We start from the raw sequence: 15,785 nt of genomic DNA on the forward strand, positions 1-15,785 counted from the left end.
CACCCCGGCTTCTCACCATTGTCCGCTGAGACGTCGTAACGGCCGCGTAAGCGGTGGTACGGGCCGGTTTGCCGAGGAGGTCCGCGTCAGGGCCGTGCCACTCGGATGGCACGGCCCTGACGCAGGCCGGGGATCAGCCGGTGACCTCCTTGTTCTTCGCCAGTGCCGCGGTACGGTCGGTGACCGTCGTGCGCAGCCTGCCGACCACGCTGTCCAGGTCCTTGCCGTCCGCGCCCGCCGCACGGGCCTGGCCGGCGATGCTGTCGAGCGCCTTGATCGCGGTGTCGGAGCTGTAGAAGGACTTGTACAACTTCTGGTAGGCGTCCTTGTACACCTCGTCGAAGGCGTCCGACTTCAGGAAGCGGTCCTTGAGGGCGTTGCCGCCGAAACCGCCTCCGGGGCCGCCGCCCCCTTCCTTCCCGGGACCGGCTCCGGGGTCGCCCCGACCTCCGCCCGGGAAGCCCTCCGGCATGTCCTCAGGGTTCCACCGAGGAGCACCTTCGGGCATCCCTTCCGGCATCCCCTCGGGCATTTCCGGCATTCCCTCGGGCATCCCCTCGGGCATTTCCGGCATTCCCTCGGGCGCGTCCGCCCCGGGTCCGGCACCGCCCGGGCCGCCTCCTCGGCCCCCGCCGAGCGAGGTGCTGTCGTTCGGACCCGTCGTGGCGTCACCGGAGAAGGTGAGGTTGTAGTCCCAGCCGAGGACGGTGAACTTCTTGGTGTCCAGGTCGTACCAGAGCAGGTAGTTCTTCCCCGGGCCGGACATGTCGTCGAAGTTCAGCAGCAGGTTCTGGGCGGCGATGTAGGTCGCGAGGGACTCGACGTCCACGTACTTGTCGAGTTCCTTCTCGAACTCCTTGTCAGACGCCTCGTCGGCCCACTTGATGAGCTTCATGACCGGTTCCAGGTCCTGGCTGCCCACCTTGTTGAGCTGCTTGAAAGAACGCTCGTACTCGGTGGGGTCGTCACCTCGGTACGCGAAGCTGCCGTCGGCCCGCGCCTTGTACAGCACTCCGTCGCCGTCCTTGATCGACTCGGCGTAGCCGGTGTCGGGGTTCTCGACCATCAGCCTCGTCACCGCCGGGCGGTTGTTGACCTTGACCGAGGTGAAGGCGTACCTCTCGTTCTTCAGACCCGTGGTGTCCATCAGGCTCAACGAGAGCGCTTCGTTGACCGGCACCTGCTCGTCGCTGCCGGGGCGCAGCGAGATCTCCCGCTCGCCCTGGTAGGCACGGCCTTCGACGAACTCGTCGATCTTGACCAGCCAGGGGAGTTCCTCCGGCTTCTTCTCCGAGAGGTCGTACTGCATCATGCCGCCCATGCCGCCGGGGCCACCAGCACCACCGGCACCACCAGGCTGACCACCACCGGCACCACCAGCACCACCGGCGCCACCAGGCTGACCACCACCGGCACCACCAGCACCACCGGCGCCACCAGGCTGACCACCACCGGCACCACCAGCATCACCGGCGCCACCCGGCTGAGCAGCACCGGCCCCGCCAGCATCACCGGCGCCACCCGGCCCGCCGCCGTTCCGAGGGCGGTCGCGGCCGGCGGAACCGCCCTCCTGCGGCCGATCCTGTCCGCCCTTCCCGGCGCCTCCGGGCATCTCCCGGCCGCCACCCGGCCCGCCGCGGCCACCGCCGCGCAGGGACATCAGTGTCGAGTTGCCCTTCAGACGGATGCCGACATCCTGCAGGTACACGCCGTCGATGGTGAGGTCGGCCTTGATGTAGTCCTTGTTGCCGTCCTCCTTGAACTCCTTCATCATCTTGTTGAACTCGGTCTGCTCGTACTCCAGTTGAATGGAGTGGGAGACAGAGGTGTCGTACAGGTCGACCGTGCCTTCGACGTTCTCCGTGATGATGTCGGCCTCCGCGCGAGAGGCGGAGGTGACGTACGGGGAGACACGAACGTCACCGAAGGCGTACACCAGGACGGCCAGTCCCGCGCAGAGCGCTCCAGCGGGCTTCCAGTGGTGCCGCAGCCTGACCGGGATCCGATCTCGCAGCCGCCGGCGCTGCTGCCCTGCCTTTCCAGTGGTGGACATCACAGATCAGTTGTGTCGTAGCCGGTCAGAACCGTCACTCGCTGGCCGGATGTGCGCTCCTGCAGCGCGGACACCAGGTCACTGGCCTCAGCGCCCTTCTTCATGCGCACGGTGTAGAACACCTCGGTCAGCGCGCCACCGCGGATGGTCTCGGTGCTCACCAGCTCGAACTCCGTGGTGTACCGGATGAGGACGTCGCGGATGGCGGCGGTGTAGTCCTCCCCGGCGGGCACCTGGACCTTGACCACCTGCCGCTGCACGTTCAGGGCGAACCAGTTGAACTTGAACATGAGGATGACGACCACGCAGATCACGATGGCGGCTACAGCGGCCAGCGTGTAGAAGCGGGCACCGCAGGCCATGCCGATGGCCATCGCCAGGAAGACGAAGCCGACGTCCCGCGTCTCCTTGATCGCGTTCCGGAAGCGGATGACCGAGAGAGCACCGACCAAGGAGAACGCCCGCGCGAGGTTGGACCCGACGACCAGCATGATCAGCGCGACGATCATGCCGACGATCACGAGGGTCTGCACGTAGGACTGGCTGTAGGAGACGTTGCGGTGGGTGTACCGGTACGTGTAGCCGATCAACGTGCTCAGGACGAACGACAGCGCCATGGCCACGACGACGTCCGCGACGCTGAACGTGCCGCTGAGTTCCTGCAGATCGAAGTTCACTGGGCTCCTGCTTTCATGGGCGCGTCGTGCGCCGTCCGCTGCTTGTGCAACGGCTCGTCAGTGGGGGTGGGGGTGGAGGACAGGTGGTCCGCCTCGTTGATGTGGAAGACGGACCGGGGTGCCAGACCGAAGGCCTCGATGGACTGCACGTACTTCGACACCCGGATGAGGTTCAGGTTCCGGCGAGCCGCCAGATCCGTGATCCAGTGCGGCGTGCGCTCGTTCACCTTGACCTCCATCACCGAGAGGTGCGGGGGGATCGTGAACCGGTTCTCCGGGCTCGGGATGCCGAAGTGGAAATCCCGGTCCCGGCCGCGGATCCGTCGGTCGAAGGTGACCCGCAGTCCGGTGTCCGCGTCACGGCCGACCAGCGCCTCACGCTGGTAGCCGGTGATCGCGGTGGGCCGCAGGTCCAGCCGTACGACCAGGTCGAGCACCTCCTGGACGAAGGCGCCCTCCCGGGCGGAGTGCTCGATCATCTGCCGGTGGTCGCAGAGGTGCCGGGCCATCCCGTACGGGATGGCGATGCGGCGCTTCTGGGTGACCCGGTTGACCCGTTGTTTGATCTCCACACACACGGGCGACTCGTCGGTCACGCCGTCGAGATCCCCGTAGTGGCGGATGCGCAGCTTTCGGCGGAACTTGATCCCCTCGATCTTCTCCCAGTAGAAACGCAGTTGGGGGGTGTCGTAGTAGAGGCTCCAGACGCCGTATCCACCCACCGGGCTGTTCCGGTCCCAGTCCATGCGCTGGGCCAGCTCGTCCCGGATTTCGAGGGCCTCCTCGACCGGTACCAGGTACTTCAGTTCGAACCGGTTGAACGCGTGGAGTCTGCTGGCCACGTTCAGCGGCGCCTCCGCCTCCGACGTGTCCGCGCCGTCCGCAGGTGTCTCCTGGCTCTGTGCTTTCCGCCACCTGGCCGCCGGTAGTGCCACCCTGTGCCTCCGTCCTCTCGCGGTCCCGTCGACCGCGCGGCACACTAAACCGGCGCCAGATGAGAAGAAGCTGAGAATTCGGAGGTAGTTCCAAGAGGACAGGGGGTGGATGCCAGGTAAACGCTGCGTAAACAAGGAGCCCCCCGCTCCCTCTTCTCCCCTGCCGACCCCGCACCCCGCCGGACGCGAGAACCGGTGCTGACGTGCGAGTTCACCCCACCCCCCGGTTCACCCCAGGGCTTGGCAGCCCTGCCCGGGCGCCCGAGGTCTCCCATCCCGCCCGGCATTCCTCGGAGCAGGCCCTCCCGACTACGGCCGGGGCGGCGCGGCGGGAGGGAGCAGCCCGTCGACGAGTGCGCGCAACCCCTGCTGGTAGGTGTCCCGTGCGGAGAGGGCGACCCACCGGTCACCGATCTCCGCCAGATACGGCACCTGGGAGGCGTCGAGACCGTCGAAGGAGGACTTGCGGTCGCCGGCACCCGGCCCGTCCGCGCGCCGACGCACAGTGCGGGCGCGGACTAGGATCTCGCCGACGGTGTAGTACCAGATGCTGCGGAACACCGTGACCGCTCGTTCCGTCGTGCAGCCGCACCGGACGGCCCCGGCCACGATGGCCTCGACCATCCACAGCGCCGATTCGTCCAGCAGGCCGACGAACCCGTCGACGGTGAGGGTCTCGGCGGCCCACGGCCACGCGTTGAGGGCGTCGTGCATCGCGGAGGCGACCGCGATGACGCGGGCGCGCGGCTCGTCGGGCAGCTCAGGGCGTTCGAGCTGGTCGATGTACTGGTTGAGCAGGAGGACCAGCAGATCCTCCTTGTTCTGAATGTGGTGGTACAGGGTCGTCGCGCCGATACCCAGTTCGGTGGCCAGGCGGCGGATGGTCAACCTCTCCCAGCCGTCCCGGTCGATGAGTCGCCGGGCCGCCGCAAGGATCTGGGTACGCGAGGTCACCGGCGGCCGGCCGGCGCGGCCGGGCGATGTGGGCGGTCGGGACATCGCCCCATCATGCCGCGCCGCTGTCTCCCGGGGTGAAGTCGGTACCGGTTCCTGGGCTGTGTCCACGACCGTGGGCAGGCCGATGGTATTTTCGGAACGCGTTCCGAAATCGGTGCGGCCAGTTCTGGGAGGGGAAGCGCATGGCGCGGAGAGAGACGAATCAGGCGGCACCTGCGAGTGCGGGCGCCGGTCCGGGGCTGACGCTCACCGCGGTCGCCGTCGTGCAGTTCATGGTGTCGCTCGATCTCTCGGTGGTGAACGTCGGACTCCCGGAGATCGCCTCCGGCCTCGGCTTCGACACCGTGGGCCTGACCTGGGTGATCCATGCCTACGCCCTCACCTTCGGCGGGCTGCTCCTGTTGGGCGGCAAGGCCGCCGACCGGTACGGCCGCAGACGGACGCTGCTGTTCGGGCTCGGCCTGTTCGGACTCGCCTCCCTGGTCGGCGGCTTCGCCCAGGCGCCCGGCCAGCTCGTCGCCGCACGCGCCGCACAGGGCGTCGGCGCCGCCGCGCTGGCCCCGGCCGCGCTGGCGCTGCTGACCGCGACGTTCCCCACCGGCAGGCCCCGGGTCCGGGCCTTCGGAGTCTGGAGCGCGATGAACGCCGCCGGTGGGGCCTTCGGCGTCCTGGCCGGCGGCCTGCTCACCGAGTACGCCGGCTGGCGTTGGGTGATGTTCGTGAACGTGCCGATGGCCGCCGTCGCACTGGCCCTGTCCTGGCGCGGCGTCGCCGGCGACCGGACGGCGCCGGACGGTGGCCGCCCCGACGTACTCGGCGCCTTCCTGGCCACGGCCGGCCTGACCCTGCTGGTCTTCGGCGTCGTCCGCACCGACCAGTACGGGTGGACCTCACCGGTCACCCTGACCACCCTGGCGCTGGCCGTGGCGCTGCTGGCCGCATTCGTCCACGTGGAGCGGACCACCGCCCGGGAACCGCTGCTCCGGCTCGGTCTGTTCACCAACCGCTCGGTGGCCGGCGCGAACGGCTACAACCTGCTCCTGGGCGCGGCCATGGCCTCGGCCTTCTACTTCACGTCCCTCTATCTCCAGCAGGTCCTCGGCAACGGCGCCGCGATGACGGGGCTCATGTTCCTGCCGTTCGCCCTCGGTGTGGTCGTCGGCTCGGTGCTGGCCGTCAAACTCGGGTACCGCCTGGCTCTCCGTACCCTCCTGGTCGGCGGGGGGCTCCTCACCGCGGCCGGGTTCGCCTGGTTCAGCGTGATCAGCCCGGACGGCTCGTTCGGCGTCGACGTCCTCGGCCCCTCGATCGTGGCCAGTGTGGGATTCGGCCTCTGCCTCGGGCCGGTCGTCTCCACCGCCACCGCGGGCGTCGCTCGCCGGGAGACCGGCACCGCGTCGGGCCTGCTCAACAGCTCCCGTCAGATCGGCGCCTCGCTGGGACTCGCCGTCCTGGGCACCGCGGCCGAGCAGCGCACCGGCGGCTCCGTCAGCCCCCGGTCCCTCAACGACGGGTACGCGCTGGGCCTCGGTCTCGGCGCCGTGCTCCTGGTCGCCGCCGTCGTCATCGCTCTCACCGTGCTGCGCCGGACCGACGCGCCCGCGAAGGAGCAGACGGACTCGCCCCAGCCGAGCCGCCCCGAGGCGGCCGCCCGGTGAGGCTTCCGGCGGGTGAACCGGGAGCGGCCGATCACGGTGTGCGGAAGCCGCGGAAGGTCACCTGTTTGTGAGTCGTGAAGCCGAGCCGCTCGTACAGCGCGATCGCGCTCTTGTTCTCCTCGGCGACGTGCAGGAAGGGGCGTTCGTCGCGGGCCACGATCCGCGCGACGAGTGCTCCGACCAGCCGTGCGGCGTGGCCTCGGCCACGGGCCTCGGGAGCGGTGCAGACGGCGCTGATCTCGGTCCAGCCCGGAGGCCGCAGCCGCTCCCCCGCCATCGCCACCAGCGTGCCGTTGTCGCGGACACCGAGGTAGGTGCCGAGTTCGTGCGTGCGCGGCCAGAAGGGCCCCGGTCGTGTCCGCTCGGCGAGATCCAGCATCTCGGCCGCACTGTCCGGGCCCAGCTCGACCACCTCCGTCCCCGTAACCGTCTGAGAGTGACCGGGCGGGACCGTGCCGGGCCGGACCATCTGGCGGCCCTCCAGACGAAAGACCGGATCCCAGTCCCGTGGAGGCGTGGCCGGGCAGCTGAACATGTCGGCGAACCCGCCCGGACCGAGTAGTTCGGCGAGTTCGGCCCAGTCCGCGGCATCAGGGTCGGCGGGCACCGCGGCGAAGGTCGCGACCCCCGGCAGGTAGGTCGCGGCCTGACCGATCCGGCGGGCGAGGTGCGAGTGGTGACCGCTGAGTGACCGGCCCACCGGGTCGTCCAGTGCCAAGACGTCGTGGTCCGCCATGCTGCTGTACCTCTCAGGTCATGCCGTGGAGTCAGTCGGCCCCCACCGCCCGAGGCCTGATGACCTCTCGGCGCCGCAACCGCCGGACCGCGCCGACCGGCGCCAGCGGACCGGTGGAGACCGCGGTCAGAGGCTGCCCGGGAGCGTCACGGCGCGGACCGTTCGGCCGCCGGTGTGCAGCGCCATGTCCGAGCGGGGAGATCACCGGCTTCGGTGACCTCGCCCGCCTGGACGGGCAACGTGCCGGCCCCTTGGCCGTTGCCGGCAGGGGCAGGCCGAAGGGGCCCGTCGACCGACGAACTGTCGTGCGGCAGCCTATCGGCGGGCCGCAGCGCTGTGCGGGCGGCCCGTCCCGCAGCAGTCCCTGCCCTCGTCTGGTCCGAGCAGCGGTTCCGGGGTGCCCTATGCCTATGAGTGGGGCGGCACACCCTGGCCCGGGAGTCGATTCGGTGCCACGGAGGCCTCGCCTCAGCTGCCGAGCCAGGCGAGAGCGGCCACCGTCATGGCGCTCACGCCGGTGTCCAGGGTCGGCTGGACGACGGGGGCGAAGGTGGCGCTGTGGTTGACCGGGATGTCCTGGGACACCGTCCCCTTCCGTTCCGCCTCGGCATACCGCTCCGGATCGATACCGCCGATCGCCCAGTAGGTGAACGGCGCCCCGAACGCCCGGGGGATCTCGCTCATGTCCTCGCTGGCGGTCTGCGGCTCGGCGGTGTGCGCGTCGTCGCCGAAGTAGGCGGCGAACGCCCCGGCGACGCGCTCGGTCGCGTCCTCGTCGTTGACGGTGGGTGGGAAGGAGGACGTCCTCTCGAACTCGGGCTCCTTCGGCGCCCCGGACGCGTCGCACTCGGCGCGGACGATGCGTTCGATCGCCCGCAGGACCCCCGACCGCGTGGTGTCGTCGTAGGTGCGGACGTTGAGTTGGAGCACGGCGCTGTCAGGGATGATGTTGGGGCCGCTGCCCGCGTGGATGCTGCCCACGGTGAGGACGGCGGGGGTGGTGGCGGCCAGCTCCCGGGAGACGACGGTCTGCAGGCGTACGACGATCATCGCCGCCATCACCACGGGGTCGACCGCGGCCTGGGGCATGGAGCCGTGGGCCCCTCGGCCGTGCAGGGTGATCCGCAGGCTGTCCGCGGCCGACAGGAAGGAGCCCGGACGGGTGCCGACATACCCGGCCGGATAGGGCAGGACGTGTTGGGCGAGCACGACGTCGGGGCGTGGCGACTTCGCGGTGAGACCGTCGTCGATCATGGCGTCCGCGCCGTCGCCGTTCTCCTCGGACGGCTGGAAGAGCGCCACGAAGGTGCCTCGCCAGGCGTCCTTGGCCCCCGCCAGCAGCCGCGCGCAGCCGACCAGGCCGGCCACGTGGACATCGTGGCCGCAGGCGTGCATGACGGGCTGTTCGCCGCCGTCGTCGCTGACCATCACGGTGGAGGCGTACGGGAGGCCGGTCTGTTCGCGCACGGGGAGGGCGTCCATGTCCGCCCGGGCCATGACGACCGGGCCGTCTCCGTTCGCGAGGACCCCGATCACGCCCGTGCCGCCCACGCCTTCGGTGACCTCGTAGCCGAACCTTCGCAGGGCGTCCGCCGCCTTCTTCGCCGTGCGGTGCTCCCGCCGACCGAGCTCGGGGTGCCGGTGCAGGTCCCGGTAGAGGTCCTCCACATCGGAACGGATGGCGTCGAGGCCGGCCAGCACGGTCCGGGCGGGGTCGGTCATCCAGGCTCCTCGCGGTGGATGGGTTCGGTCCGCACTCCGGGGCACGGCGGCCGACCGCACTCCCCCATCGGCGTGGCGAGGCCTGCGACGTCCTGGTGGTCGTGTGTCGAGCCTAGCCGCGACCACGTCTTCGGCCACCCGAAACCATACGGAGCGTGACAAACACGGCGGCTGCCCGAACCCGGCCCCGGCACGGAACCCGGGCCGCGTCCGGCCTGCCCAGTCCTACTGGGTGTCGCGCCCACGCGCTCCCCCGCGTCCGCGGGTCTCGAACGGTTCGGGTGCGTTGAGGCCGTAGCGGACACCGAGCATGCGGATCACGAAGCAGATCGTCGTCGCTCCCAGCTCGGCCGGGAGGCCGTAGAGCCCCGTCTCGGCGGTGGCGACGGTCACCGCCGCGCCCACCAGGGCCGGGATGGCGTAGAGGTCGCTGCGGAGCACCGACGGGATCTGCCGGACGAGGGTGTCGCGGATCGTCCCCCCGCCCACAGCGGTGACCACTCCCAGCAGGATCGCCGGCGCGACGCCGAGCCCGGCGGCCAGGGCCTTGCTCGACCCGATGACGGCGAATGTGCTCAGCCCGATCGCGTCGAGCACGGTGATCGCCGTCCCGATCCGGCGCAGGTACTTGCTGAGGGCGAAGGCGATCAGTCCACCGATGGCGGCGAGCGTGTAGTAGCGCCAGTCCATCAGCGTCGCCGGGGGCAGCGAGTCGATGAGGACATCGCGGATGATGCCGCCGCCCAGTGCGGTGATCATGCCGAGGACGACCACGCCGACCACGTCCAGCCGCGCGGCACGAACCGCCGTCAGCGCCCCGTTCAGCCCGAACGCGAACGTGCCGGTCAGGTCGAGGGCGAGCAGCGGCGTGGGTTCGAGACTCATACCAGTCTGCATATCCCGCGCGGCGCTCCATCGCGACGATGTGGGGCGCGTCCTGCTCTCCGCCAGTCGAAGGACGACCGGTGTGGCTGCTCGTTGCCGCCGCTGCCTGCTCAGGCCGCAGAGACGGATCGGGAAGAGGGCGGTACGGGCTGGGGCGGTAGCGGAACGGCCGGGGACCGGAGGCGGCGGCGTGCGACGAGGCCGTCACGGTCGGCGAGGAGGTGTACGCCGGACGAGCTGAAGGTGTGCGCAGCTGGCGGAACGCGGGGCCTGGGGCTCAGGAGTTTCGGCGACGCGGACCGGGCGAAGGCTCCTGACGATCGTCTCGAACCCATGTCTCCCCGGAGCGCGGCACGGCGGTAAGGCGGCCGCACCGTTTCGGCGCCAAGCAGGGTCCGCCTCCGGCGGCAGCGCCAACCGGGTGGTACCGGGAAAGGGGGATGGCCCCAGGTGGCCCGGCGAGGAGGTCAGAGAAGGGCCGAAGCCGCGATGCCGGTGCTGGCGCCCGCGACCCGGGGCGTCACGTACGCGGCCCGCCTGCGGCGATACGGCCATACGCGCAGATCGCCGTGGTGACACGGGCGGTCACCGCTCCTCAAGCAACGGCGAGCACCTCCGGGGGTACAAACGCGAGGGAGCGCTTGGGGAAGGCGACGCCGTCTTTGCGGGCCCCGCGTGCCCCCAGCGGTGCCCTGCCTCGACCGACGGCATGCCTTCCACAAGCGCTCAGCAGGACTTGAGGTTCGGCTCCTTCGGCGCGGAGTCTCCCATGACCGACTTGAGATGACGGTTGTAGATGTCGGCCCACCGCGAAGGCTTCCCTGGAGACTTCTCCGTGATGGCGGACAGCGCCGTGCACACCTCCCGGTGCAGTCGCGGCTCCTCGGAGTCCATCGCCACCCCGTAGCCCTCCGAGCCACTGAGGCTTTCGAGCGCCTTGGTCTTGGCGGAGTACTTGGCGGCGAGTCCGGCGACGATGACATCGTCGGTGGCCACCGCGTAGACCTTGGTCTTGGGGTCCAGCAGCGCCTTGACGCAGTCCTCGTAACCGGCCCGGAGAGCCATCTGCTTGCCCAGGCCCTGCTTTTCGATCCACGGCACGTAGACCGAGTTCCTGGCGGTACACACCTCGACCTTCTTGTCGCCCTTCAGGTCGCTGAGGTCGTTGTACGGCCGGTTCTTCCGCACCAGCAGCCCCTTGAGCGCCTCGAAGTAGGGGCCGGCGAACTTCACCCCGTCCTCCTTCTCACGCTGCTCGTTGATGCTGTACGTGGCCAGCACGAGATCGAGCCTGCCGGACTTCAGAAGATCGCTGCGGTTGTCCGAGTTCACCGCGTGGAAGGTGACCTGGTCGTCCTTGAAGCCGAGTTCCCGGGCGATCTCCTTGGCGAGATCGACCTCGAAGCCGCGGTAGGAGCCGTCGGCCCCCACGCTCAACCCGGGCTGGTCCTTCTTCACGCCGATCCGCAGTTTGTCGTGGGTGTCGCTGAATCTGGGCGGGCGCTTCTCACTCCCCGCCACGGGTCCCTTGTCCGAACCCACCGCGTCGGAACCGTCGTCCATCTCCGACCAGACGAACCATCCCCCGCTCACGACCAAGGCGGTGCAGAGGGCGGCCACCGCCACCTTCCACAGGCCGCGGCGCGCACCCGACCCCTCGCGTGCGGCCTCGCCGGACAGCGCCGGGACCGGTTCCCCGGGCCTTCCGTCGCCCAGCGGCTCGGGGTCGGAGGATTCACCGGGTCGCACAGCAGGAGGGTCCAGGGCCGCGTCCTCGGTGACGGCCCGAAGCATCCGGTCCGCCTCAGCGGCGTCAGGACGCTGGTCGGGGTCCTTCTGGAGCAGAGCCTGGATCAGCCCGGCGAGCGGACCGGCGTACTTCATGGGCGGTACCGGCGAGTCACGCACGGCGATGAAGATCTCGAAGCTGGTGGGGGCGTCGAAGGGCCGCCGGCCCTCCACCATCTCGTAGAGCGTGACGCCGAGCGCCCACAGGTCCGACGCGGGGGTCGCCGGGTGCGGGTTGGCCGGTGTGTGGCTGAGCAGTTCCGGCGCCAGGTACTGCGGCGTCCCGATGATCTCGTGGGACCGGGTGACCTGCGCGGCGCCCTCGAAGGTGGCGATCCCGAAGTCCATGAGGAGCGCACGCCCGTCGGGGCGGAACAGGATGTTGTGGGGCTTCACATCTCGGTGCAGTACACCGGACTCGTGCACGGCGGCCAGCCCGCGCAGCACCTGGAGGCCGATGCGTGCCGCGTGGGGGACGGACAGCTGCCGCTGCTCGCGCAACAGGTCTGCCAGGGAGCGGGAGTTGAGCAACTCCATCACGATCCAGACCTGGTTGCCGTCCTCGATCACGTCGTGCACGGCGACCACGTTCTGATGACCGATCCGGGCGATGGCCTGCGCCTCGCGGCGCGCCCGGCTCACCCACTTCGCCTGCGCCTCGGCATCCGCCGCGCCCGGGTACAGCAGCCCCTTCACGGCCACCTTCCGGTCCAGGCTCGTATCGAGGGCTTCCCAAACGACGCCCATCCCGCCCCGCCCGAGTTGGCGTTGCAGTCTGTAGCGGCCCGCGATCACCATGTCCGGCTCGTCACCCCGGCCGCGGCCGGCTGTACCCTCGCTGCGCATCTGTTCCCCCATACGTTTTCGATATGGAGAGTAACCCTAGACGCACCATCAGCCACCCGGGTGTCACCGCAGACAAAGCGGTGACACCGGCCTTGCGGACCTGTGACATCACCGTGAGGCCGCCGCACTCCTGACGGCTTCAAACCTGATCCCGGACCCCGCTCATCCGGCTCCCGACGGTTGACCGACCCCCGTAGGGCCAGGCGGAGCGATCGTGGGAGAGCGTCGCGCCGGGGCCGTCCCGCTTCATGGTCGACGGTGCAAGGAACACGGCAAGCGCTCAAGCGGCGACTCGGCATGGACAGCATCACCGGTCTGGGAAACCGCCCCGGCCGGCGGGCGTCTGACGGACCCCCTCCCGCCGACGCCGGGAGGGGTATGGCGTGCTGATCGCGGCCGGCCCGCGGCACGGCGCCGCTCCGGCGGTCATCTTCGGCTGCATCGTGCCCGGGGCCCCTGATCACCGGCTGTCCTCCGGGGGCACTGGTCGGCCAAGCCCCTTTCCGTACCGAGCGAAGGAGCCCGGCTCCGGTAGCCGGCACGGCGACGGGCTCAGAGAGCTGGCAGGCTCCGCACGACGTAGGTCATGTGCTGGAGATTCCCCGTGCGCAGCCACTCCTTGGGCCCGCCCACCCCCTTGCTGACCGTGAGAGGTCCGTTCGCGCAGTCGCGCAGCCATTTTTCGCCCTGTCCGGCACCCGCTCCCCGGAACTCCGGGAGTTCCGTGATCTGACGTGCCGCCCTCCGATTGGTGGCGATCCGGTCACTGCCCCGGGTCAGCATCTTGGACAGAACATACGAGTTCTCGGTGGTGTAGCCGAGCACGCCCCACGGCGGCCCGCCCTTTCTCCCAGGGGCCGGCGCCTGGGCGATAGCTTCCGTGTGCTGCACTCCGTAATCGCCGTAGCCGAGGTGCGGAGCATAGGCTCGGCCCATCGCCCGCACTTCGTGCCACATGCGCCGCTCCGCACGCGGCTCAGCACGCGGTCCGTGTTCCAGCATGTCGGCGGTGACCCGGGGGAAACCGCCGCCGAGCAGAGATACGGTCCGCCAGGGTGTCAGGGGTATCAACGCGTCGAGGGCGCGCAACGCCTCCTTACCTGCGTCGGGCCGCTCGTCGAGAACGGTTCGCATGTCGAGCAGCAGATCGAGGGGGAGCGCCGGACCGGTCCGCCTCAGCAGATTCCGGACGTCCTCGCCTAAGGGTTGTCCCGTAATCCCTGGTGGGCGCACGACGACAGCTACGGCACCTCGCCGCGTTGTCGGAACATCCCGATACGCCCAGTATCGGGACGTCCCTCCGCCTTGCGATGCACCGCATCTGACGCCGTGCGCTGATCCACCGGGGATTACGAGACAACCCTCAGGGAGCCTTCCCACTCTCCCGTGACACGGACCCGGACGCCCAGTCCGCGGTGGCAACGCCGAGCGGTCTCCAGGGCCGCCGCCTGCTGCGCTTCGCTTCTCTCCGGTCCCGTGACAGGCCGCAGCCAACCCCACTCGCAGTAGACGGAGAACGCTTCTGTGAGGGCAGCAGCCTGCGCTTCCTCCCCGAAAGGGGCGTCGATCCATCCGCCGTGACGGCTCACCGCGCTCACTCGCGCGACGAACTTGCGGACGGCGGTTTCCAGTGTCGGCGGAACCGCACCGGGCAGCGGCGGGAGGTTCCACAGCGGCCTGATCGCGACGCGGACGTCCGGCCGCAGCCTTGCGTAGGCCTCGACCGCGTGCGGCCGGGCCGGCAGAACGGGAACATAGAGCGGTCCGGACATCGCGGCCCCCCTCGGCACCGTCCGTGCGCTTCCCTTCCCGCCAGGGTCCGCTCTTCTCAAAACTCTTGAAAAGAGCGCAATTTCAGCCCAGATGGCTGAAGTGTGCACGTACCTGGCAATGCCATGACGCAGGTTGCAGGTTTCGTGGTGCTCAGCGGTCGGGCAGGCCAAGTCTGCAAATGGCGGTTTCGAGCCCCACCCGGACACCGGCATCCGGGTCGGGACGACGAACGGAAGCTGCTGCCCCTGTCCGCCGTCCGACGGCTACTGGCCCGGTGGACGTGGGATAGGTTGCCCGCCATGACCGAGCTAAGGGTTGTCCCGATCAGGACCGAGCGGCTCGTACTCCGTGAGCCCGCAGCCCGGGACCGGACGGCGTTCATCGAGCTGCTCGCCTCACCAGAGGTACACAGCTACCTCGGCGGCCCCCCGAGCCCGTGATGAACTCGAACGCGTGATGCCCGCGGTGCCCCGGCGGCGCCCTGGCCTTTTCGTGGTCGATCTCGACGGAACGGTGATCGGCATGGTCACGGTCAATCGGCGCGCCCCAGAACGTCCGGGTCACATCCGGCCAGAGGCCGGAGAGGCCGAGCTCGGCTACATGTTCCTGCCCGAGGCGTGGGGACACGGGTACGCCGCCGAGGCGTGCGCGGCGGCACTCCGATGGGTCGCCGACGCGCTCCCCGGCGAGCCGGTGGTGCTCTGCACCCAGGCCGTCAACAACCGCTCGGTGCGCCTCGCGGTGAAGCTGGGCTTCACCGAGGTGGAGCGGTTCGAGGAGTACGGCGCCGAGCAGTGGTTCGGCGTGTGGTTCTCGGAGCCGCCGTCCGGTTGAGCTGGTGCGGTCCTCCACTGCGTGTCCGTTCAGCGGGATGAGCAGGGTCTCCTATGCACCGCGCCCAGGGACACCTCATGCCGCGCGGTGGCGGCTTCCAAGTGGAGCCCCGGCCACAGGAAAACGGCGTCCCTGTCATGAGGTGGACGCAGTGACCAGGTGGTTCAGAGCCGCTGCCAGACCCGGGCCGGCGCCGACGCGGTGAGGACTCGGTCCGGGTGCCCCTGTCCGACGAGGCGGCCGTCCCGGAGCAGGAGGCACAGGCTCGCCGCGCGTGCGACCTCCAGATCGTGCGTGGCCTGGACGACCGTCACACCCTCCGCGACAAGCCCGGTCAGCAGCTCCCCGATCCGCTCCCTCGCCTCCGGGTCCAGACCGGTGGTCGGCTCGTCGAGCAGCAGCAGGTCCGACTCCTGAGCCAGTGCCTGTGCGATGAGGGCGCGTTGACGCTGCCCGCCTGACAGCTCTCCCAGTTGGCGTGCGGCCAGGTCTCCGACGCCGAGCCGGTCGAGTGCGGCGTCCACGGTTGCGCGGTCCTGGCGGGTGAGCCGGCGCCACGGCCCGCGTTCGCCCCAGCGCCCCATCTCCACCGCCTGCCGGACGGTGAGTGGCAGCGCATCGCCGACGGCTCCGCGCTGCGGCACGAACGCGGGTGGTCTACCTCCGTCGTGCTGGAGGTCACCGGCTGTCGGACGGATCACACCGGCGAGAACGCCGAGCAGTGTCGACTTGCCGCAGCCGTTCGGCCCGACGAGGGCTGTTGCGGCCGACTTCGGTATCTCCGCGCCGACTTCATGGAGGACGGAGCGGCCTGGATAACCGGCGCACAGCCCGGAGAAGTAGACGCGCGGAGTCGGGTCGAGGGCCCGGGGGGACCGAGACCGAGGTTTATTGAACATGATTTTCATTGTAGTCTCTTCG

The 15,785-nt window shown here is 69.8% G+C and carries 12 protein-coding genes and 1 pseudogene; 2 read left to right on the forward strand and 11 right to left on the reverse strand.

Annotated features, from left to right (window positions below; translation table 11 throughout):
- Window positions 1-133: 133 nt before the first annotated feature.
- The 4 genes from BGP73_RS07415 to BGP73_RS07430 form a co-directional block, all read right to left on the reverse strand.
- Complete coding sequence (locus tag BGP73_RS07415) at window positions 134-2,053, reverse strand: CotH kinase family protein (protein ID WP_069812777.1); 1,920 nt, start codon at window positions 2,051-2,053, stop codon at window positions 134-136.
- Window positions 2,053-2,730, reverse strand: a complete 678-nt coding sequence (locus tag BGP73_RS07420) for a DUF4956 domain-containing protein (protein WP_069812779.1) — start codon at window positions 2,728-2,730, stop codon at window positions 2,053-2,055. The genes BGP73_RS07415 and BGP73_RS07420 overlap by 1 nt, the downstream gene beginning before the upstream one ends.
- Window positions 2,727-3,572 carry a polyphosphate polymerase domain-containing protein gene (locus BGP73_RS07425; protein ID WP_069813048.1) on the reverse strand — a complete coding sequence of 282 codons (846 nt, stop codon included), beginning with the start codon at window positions 3,570-3,572 and terminating at the stop codon, window positions 2,727-2,729. The genes BGP73_RS07420 and BGP73_RS07425 overlap by 4 nt, the downstream gene beginning before the upstream one ends.
- Window positions 3,573-3,974: 402 nt before the next feature.
- Window positions 3,975-4,664 (reverse strand): TetR/AcrR family transcriptional regulator, encoded by a 690-nt coding sequence (locus tag BGP73_RS07430; RefSeq protein ID WP_069812781.1) that lies wholly within the window; start codon window positions 4,662-4,664, stop codon window positions 3,975-3,977.
- A gap of 140 nt (window positions 4,665-4,804) precedes the next feature.
- Between BGP73_RS07430 and BGP73_RS07435 the strand changes: the two genes are divergently transcribed.
- Complete coding sequence (locus BGP73_RS07435; protein ID WP_079127287.1) at window positions 4,805-6,280, forward strand: MFS transporter; 1,476 nt, start codon at window positions 4,805-4,807, stop codon at window positions 6,278-6,280.
- A 31-nt stretch (window positions 6,281-6,311) separates the two neighbouring features.
- On the opposite strand, the gene BGP73_RS07440 is transcribed toward BGP73_RS07435, so the two are convergent.
- The 6 genes from BGP73_RS07440 to BGP73_RS07465 form a co-directional block, all read right to left on the reverse strand.
- Window positions 6,312-7,016, reverse strand: coding sequence for a GNAT family N-acetyltransferase (locus tag BGP73_RS07440; protein WP_069812783.1), 705 nt, complete (start codon window positions 7,014-7,016; stop codon window positions 6,312-6,314).
- Between the two features lie 468 nt (window positions 7,017-7,484).
- Window positions 7,485-8,738, reverse strand: a complete 1,254-nt coding sequence (locus BGP73_RS07445; RefSeq protein WP_069812785.1) for a M20 family metallopeptidase — start codon at window positions 8,736-8,738, stop codon at window positions 7,485-7,487.
- A 225-nt stretch (window positions 8,739-8,963) separates the two neighbouring features.
- The gene (locus BGP73_RS07450; protein WP_069812787.1) at window positions 8,964-9,623 is read right to left on the reverse strand and encodes a trimeric intracellular cation channel family protein; all 660 of its coding nucleotides are present in this window, start codon (window positions 9,621-9,623) and stop codon (window positions 8,964-8,966) included.
- 726 nt (window positions 9,624-10,349) lie between these two features.
- The gene (locus BGP73_RS07455; protein WP_244501112.1) at window positions 10,350-12,269 is read right to left on the reverse strand and encodes a serine/threonine-protein kinase; all 1,920 of its coding nucleotides are present in this window, start codon (window positions 12,267-12,269) and stop codon (window positions 10,350-10,352) included.
- A gap of 540 nt (window positions 12,270-12,809) precedes the next feature.
- Window positions 12,810-13,637, reverse strand: coding sequence for a beta family protein (locus tag BGP73_RS07460; RefSeq protein ID WP_244501113.1), 828 nt, complete (start codon window positions 13,635-13,637; stop codon window positions 12,810-12,812).
- Window positions 13,607-14,242: a beta family protein gene (locus BGP73_RS07465; protein ID WP_306303450.1), complete on the reverse strand. Its 636-nt coding sequence runs from the start codon at window positions 14,240-14,242 to the stop codon at window positions 13,607-13,609. The genes BGP73_RS07460 and BGP73_RS07465 overlap by 31 nt, the downstream gene beginning before the upstream one ends.
- An 87-nt stretch (window positions 14,243-14,329) precedes the next feature.
- Here BGP73_RS07465 and BGP73_RS07470 point away from each other — a divergent pair.
- Window positions 14,330-14,864: pseudogene (locus BGP73_RS07470) on the forward strand (GNAT family N-acetyltransferase).
- A 164-nt stretch (window positions 14,865-15,028) separates the two neighbouring features.
- Here BGP73_RS07470 and aztA read toward each other — a convergent pair.
- Window positions 15,029-15,772: a zinc ABC transporter ATP-binding protein AztA gene (gene aztA, locus BGP73_RS07475; protein ID WP_069812789.1), complete on the reverse strand. Its 744-nt coding sequence runs from the start codon at window positions 15,770-15,772 to the stop codon at window positions 15,029-15,031.
- Between the last annotated feature and the right edge of the window lie 13 nt (window positions 15,773-15,785).

The sequence above is a fragment of the Streptomyces sp. TP-A0874 genome, assembly GCF_001748085.1.
Taxonomy (GTDB): domain Bacteria; phylum Actinomycetota; class Actinomycetes; order Streptomycetales; family Streptomycetaceae; genus Streptomyces.

Excerpts from the sequence above, each read along its gene's own strand:
- BGP73_RS07430 (WP_069812781.1), bottom strand. The coding sequence starts at position 4,664 with ATGTCCCGACCGCCCACATCGCCCGGCCGCGCCGGCCGGCCGCCGGTG.
- BGP73_RS07455 (WP_244501112.1), bottom strand. The coding sequence starts at position 12,269 with ATGGGGGAACAGATGCGCAGCGAGGGTACAGCCGGCCGCGGCCGGGGT.
- BGP73_RS07435 (WP_079127287.1), top strand. The coding sequence starts at position 4,805 with ATGGCGCGGAGAGAGACGAATCAGGCGGCACCTGCGAGTGCGGGCGCC.
- BGP73_RS07450 (WP_069812787.1), bottom strand. The coding sequence starts at position 9,623 with ATGAGTCTCGAACCCACGCCGCTGCTCGCCCTCGACCTGACCGGCACG.
- BGP73_RS07445 (WP_069812785.1), bottom strand. The coding sequence starts at position 8,738 with ATGACCGACCCCGCCCGGACCGTGCTGGCCGGCCTCGACGCCATCCGT.
- aztA (WP_069812789.1), bottom strand. The coding sequence starts at position 15,772 with ATGAAAATCATGTTCAATAAACCTCGGTCTCGGTCCCCCCGGGCCCTC.
- BGP73_RS07465 (WP_306303450.1), bottom strand. The coding sequence starts at position 14,242 with ATGCCGGTGTCCGGGTGGGGCTCGAAACCGCCATTTGCAGACTTGGCC.
- BGP73_RS07440 (WP_069812783.1), bottom strand. The coding sequence starts at position 7,016 with ATGGCGGACCACGACGTCTTGGCACTGGACGACCCGGTGGGCCGGTCA.
- BGP73_RS07415 (WP_069812777.1), bottom strand. The coding sequence starts at position 2,053 with ATGTCCACCACTGGAAAGGCAGGGCAGCAGCGCCGGCGGCTGCGAGAT.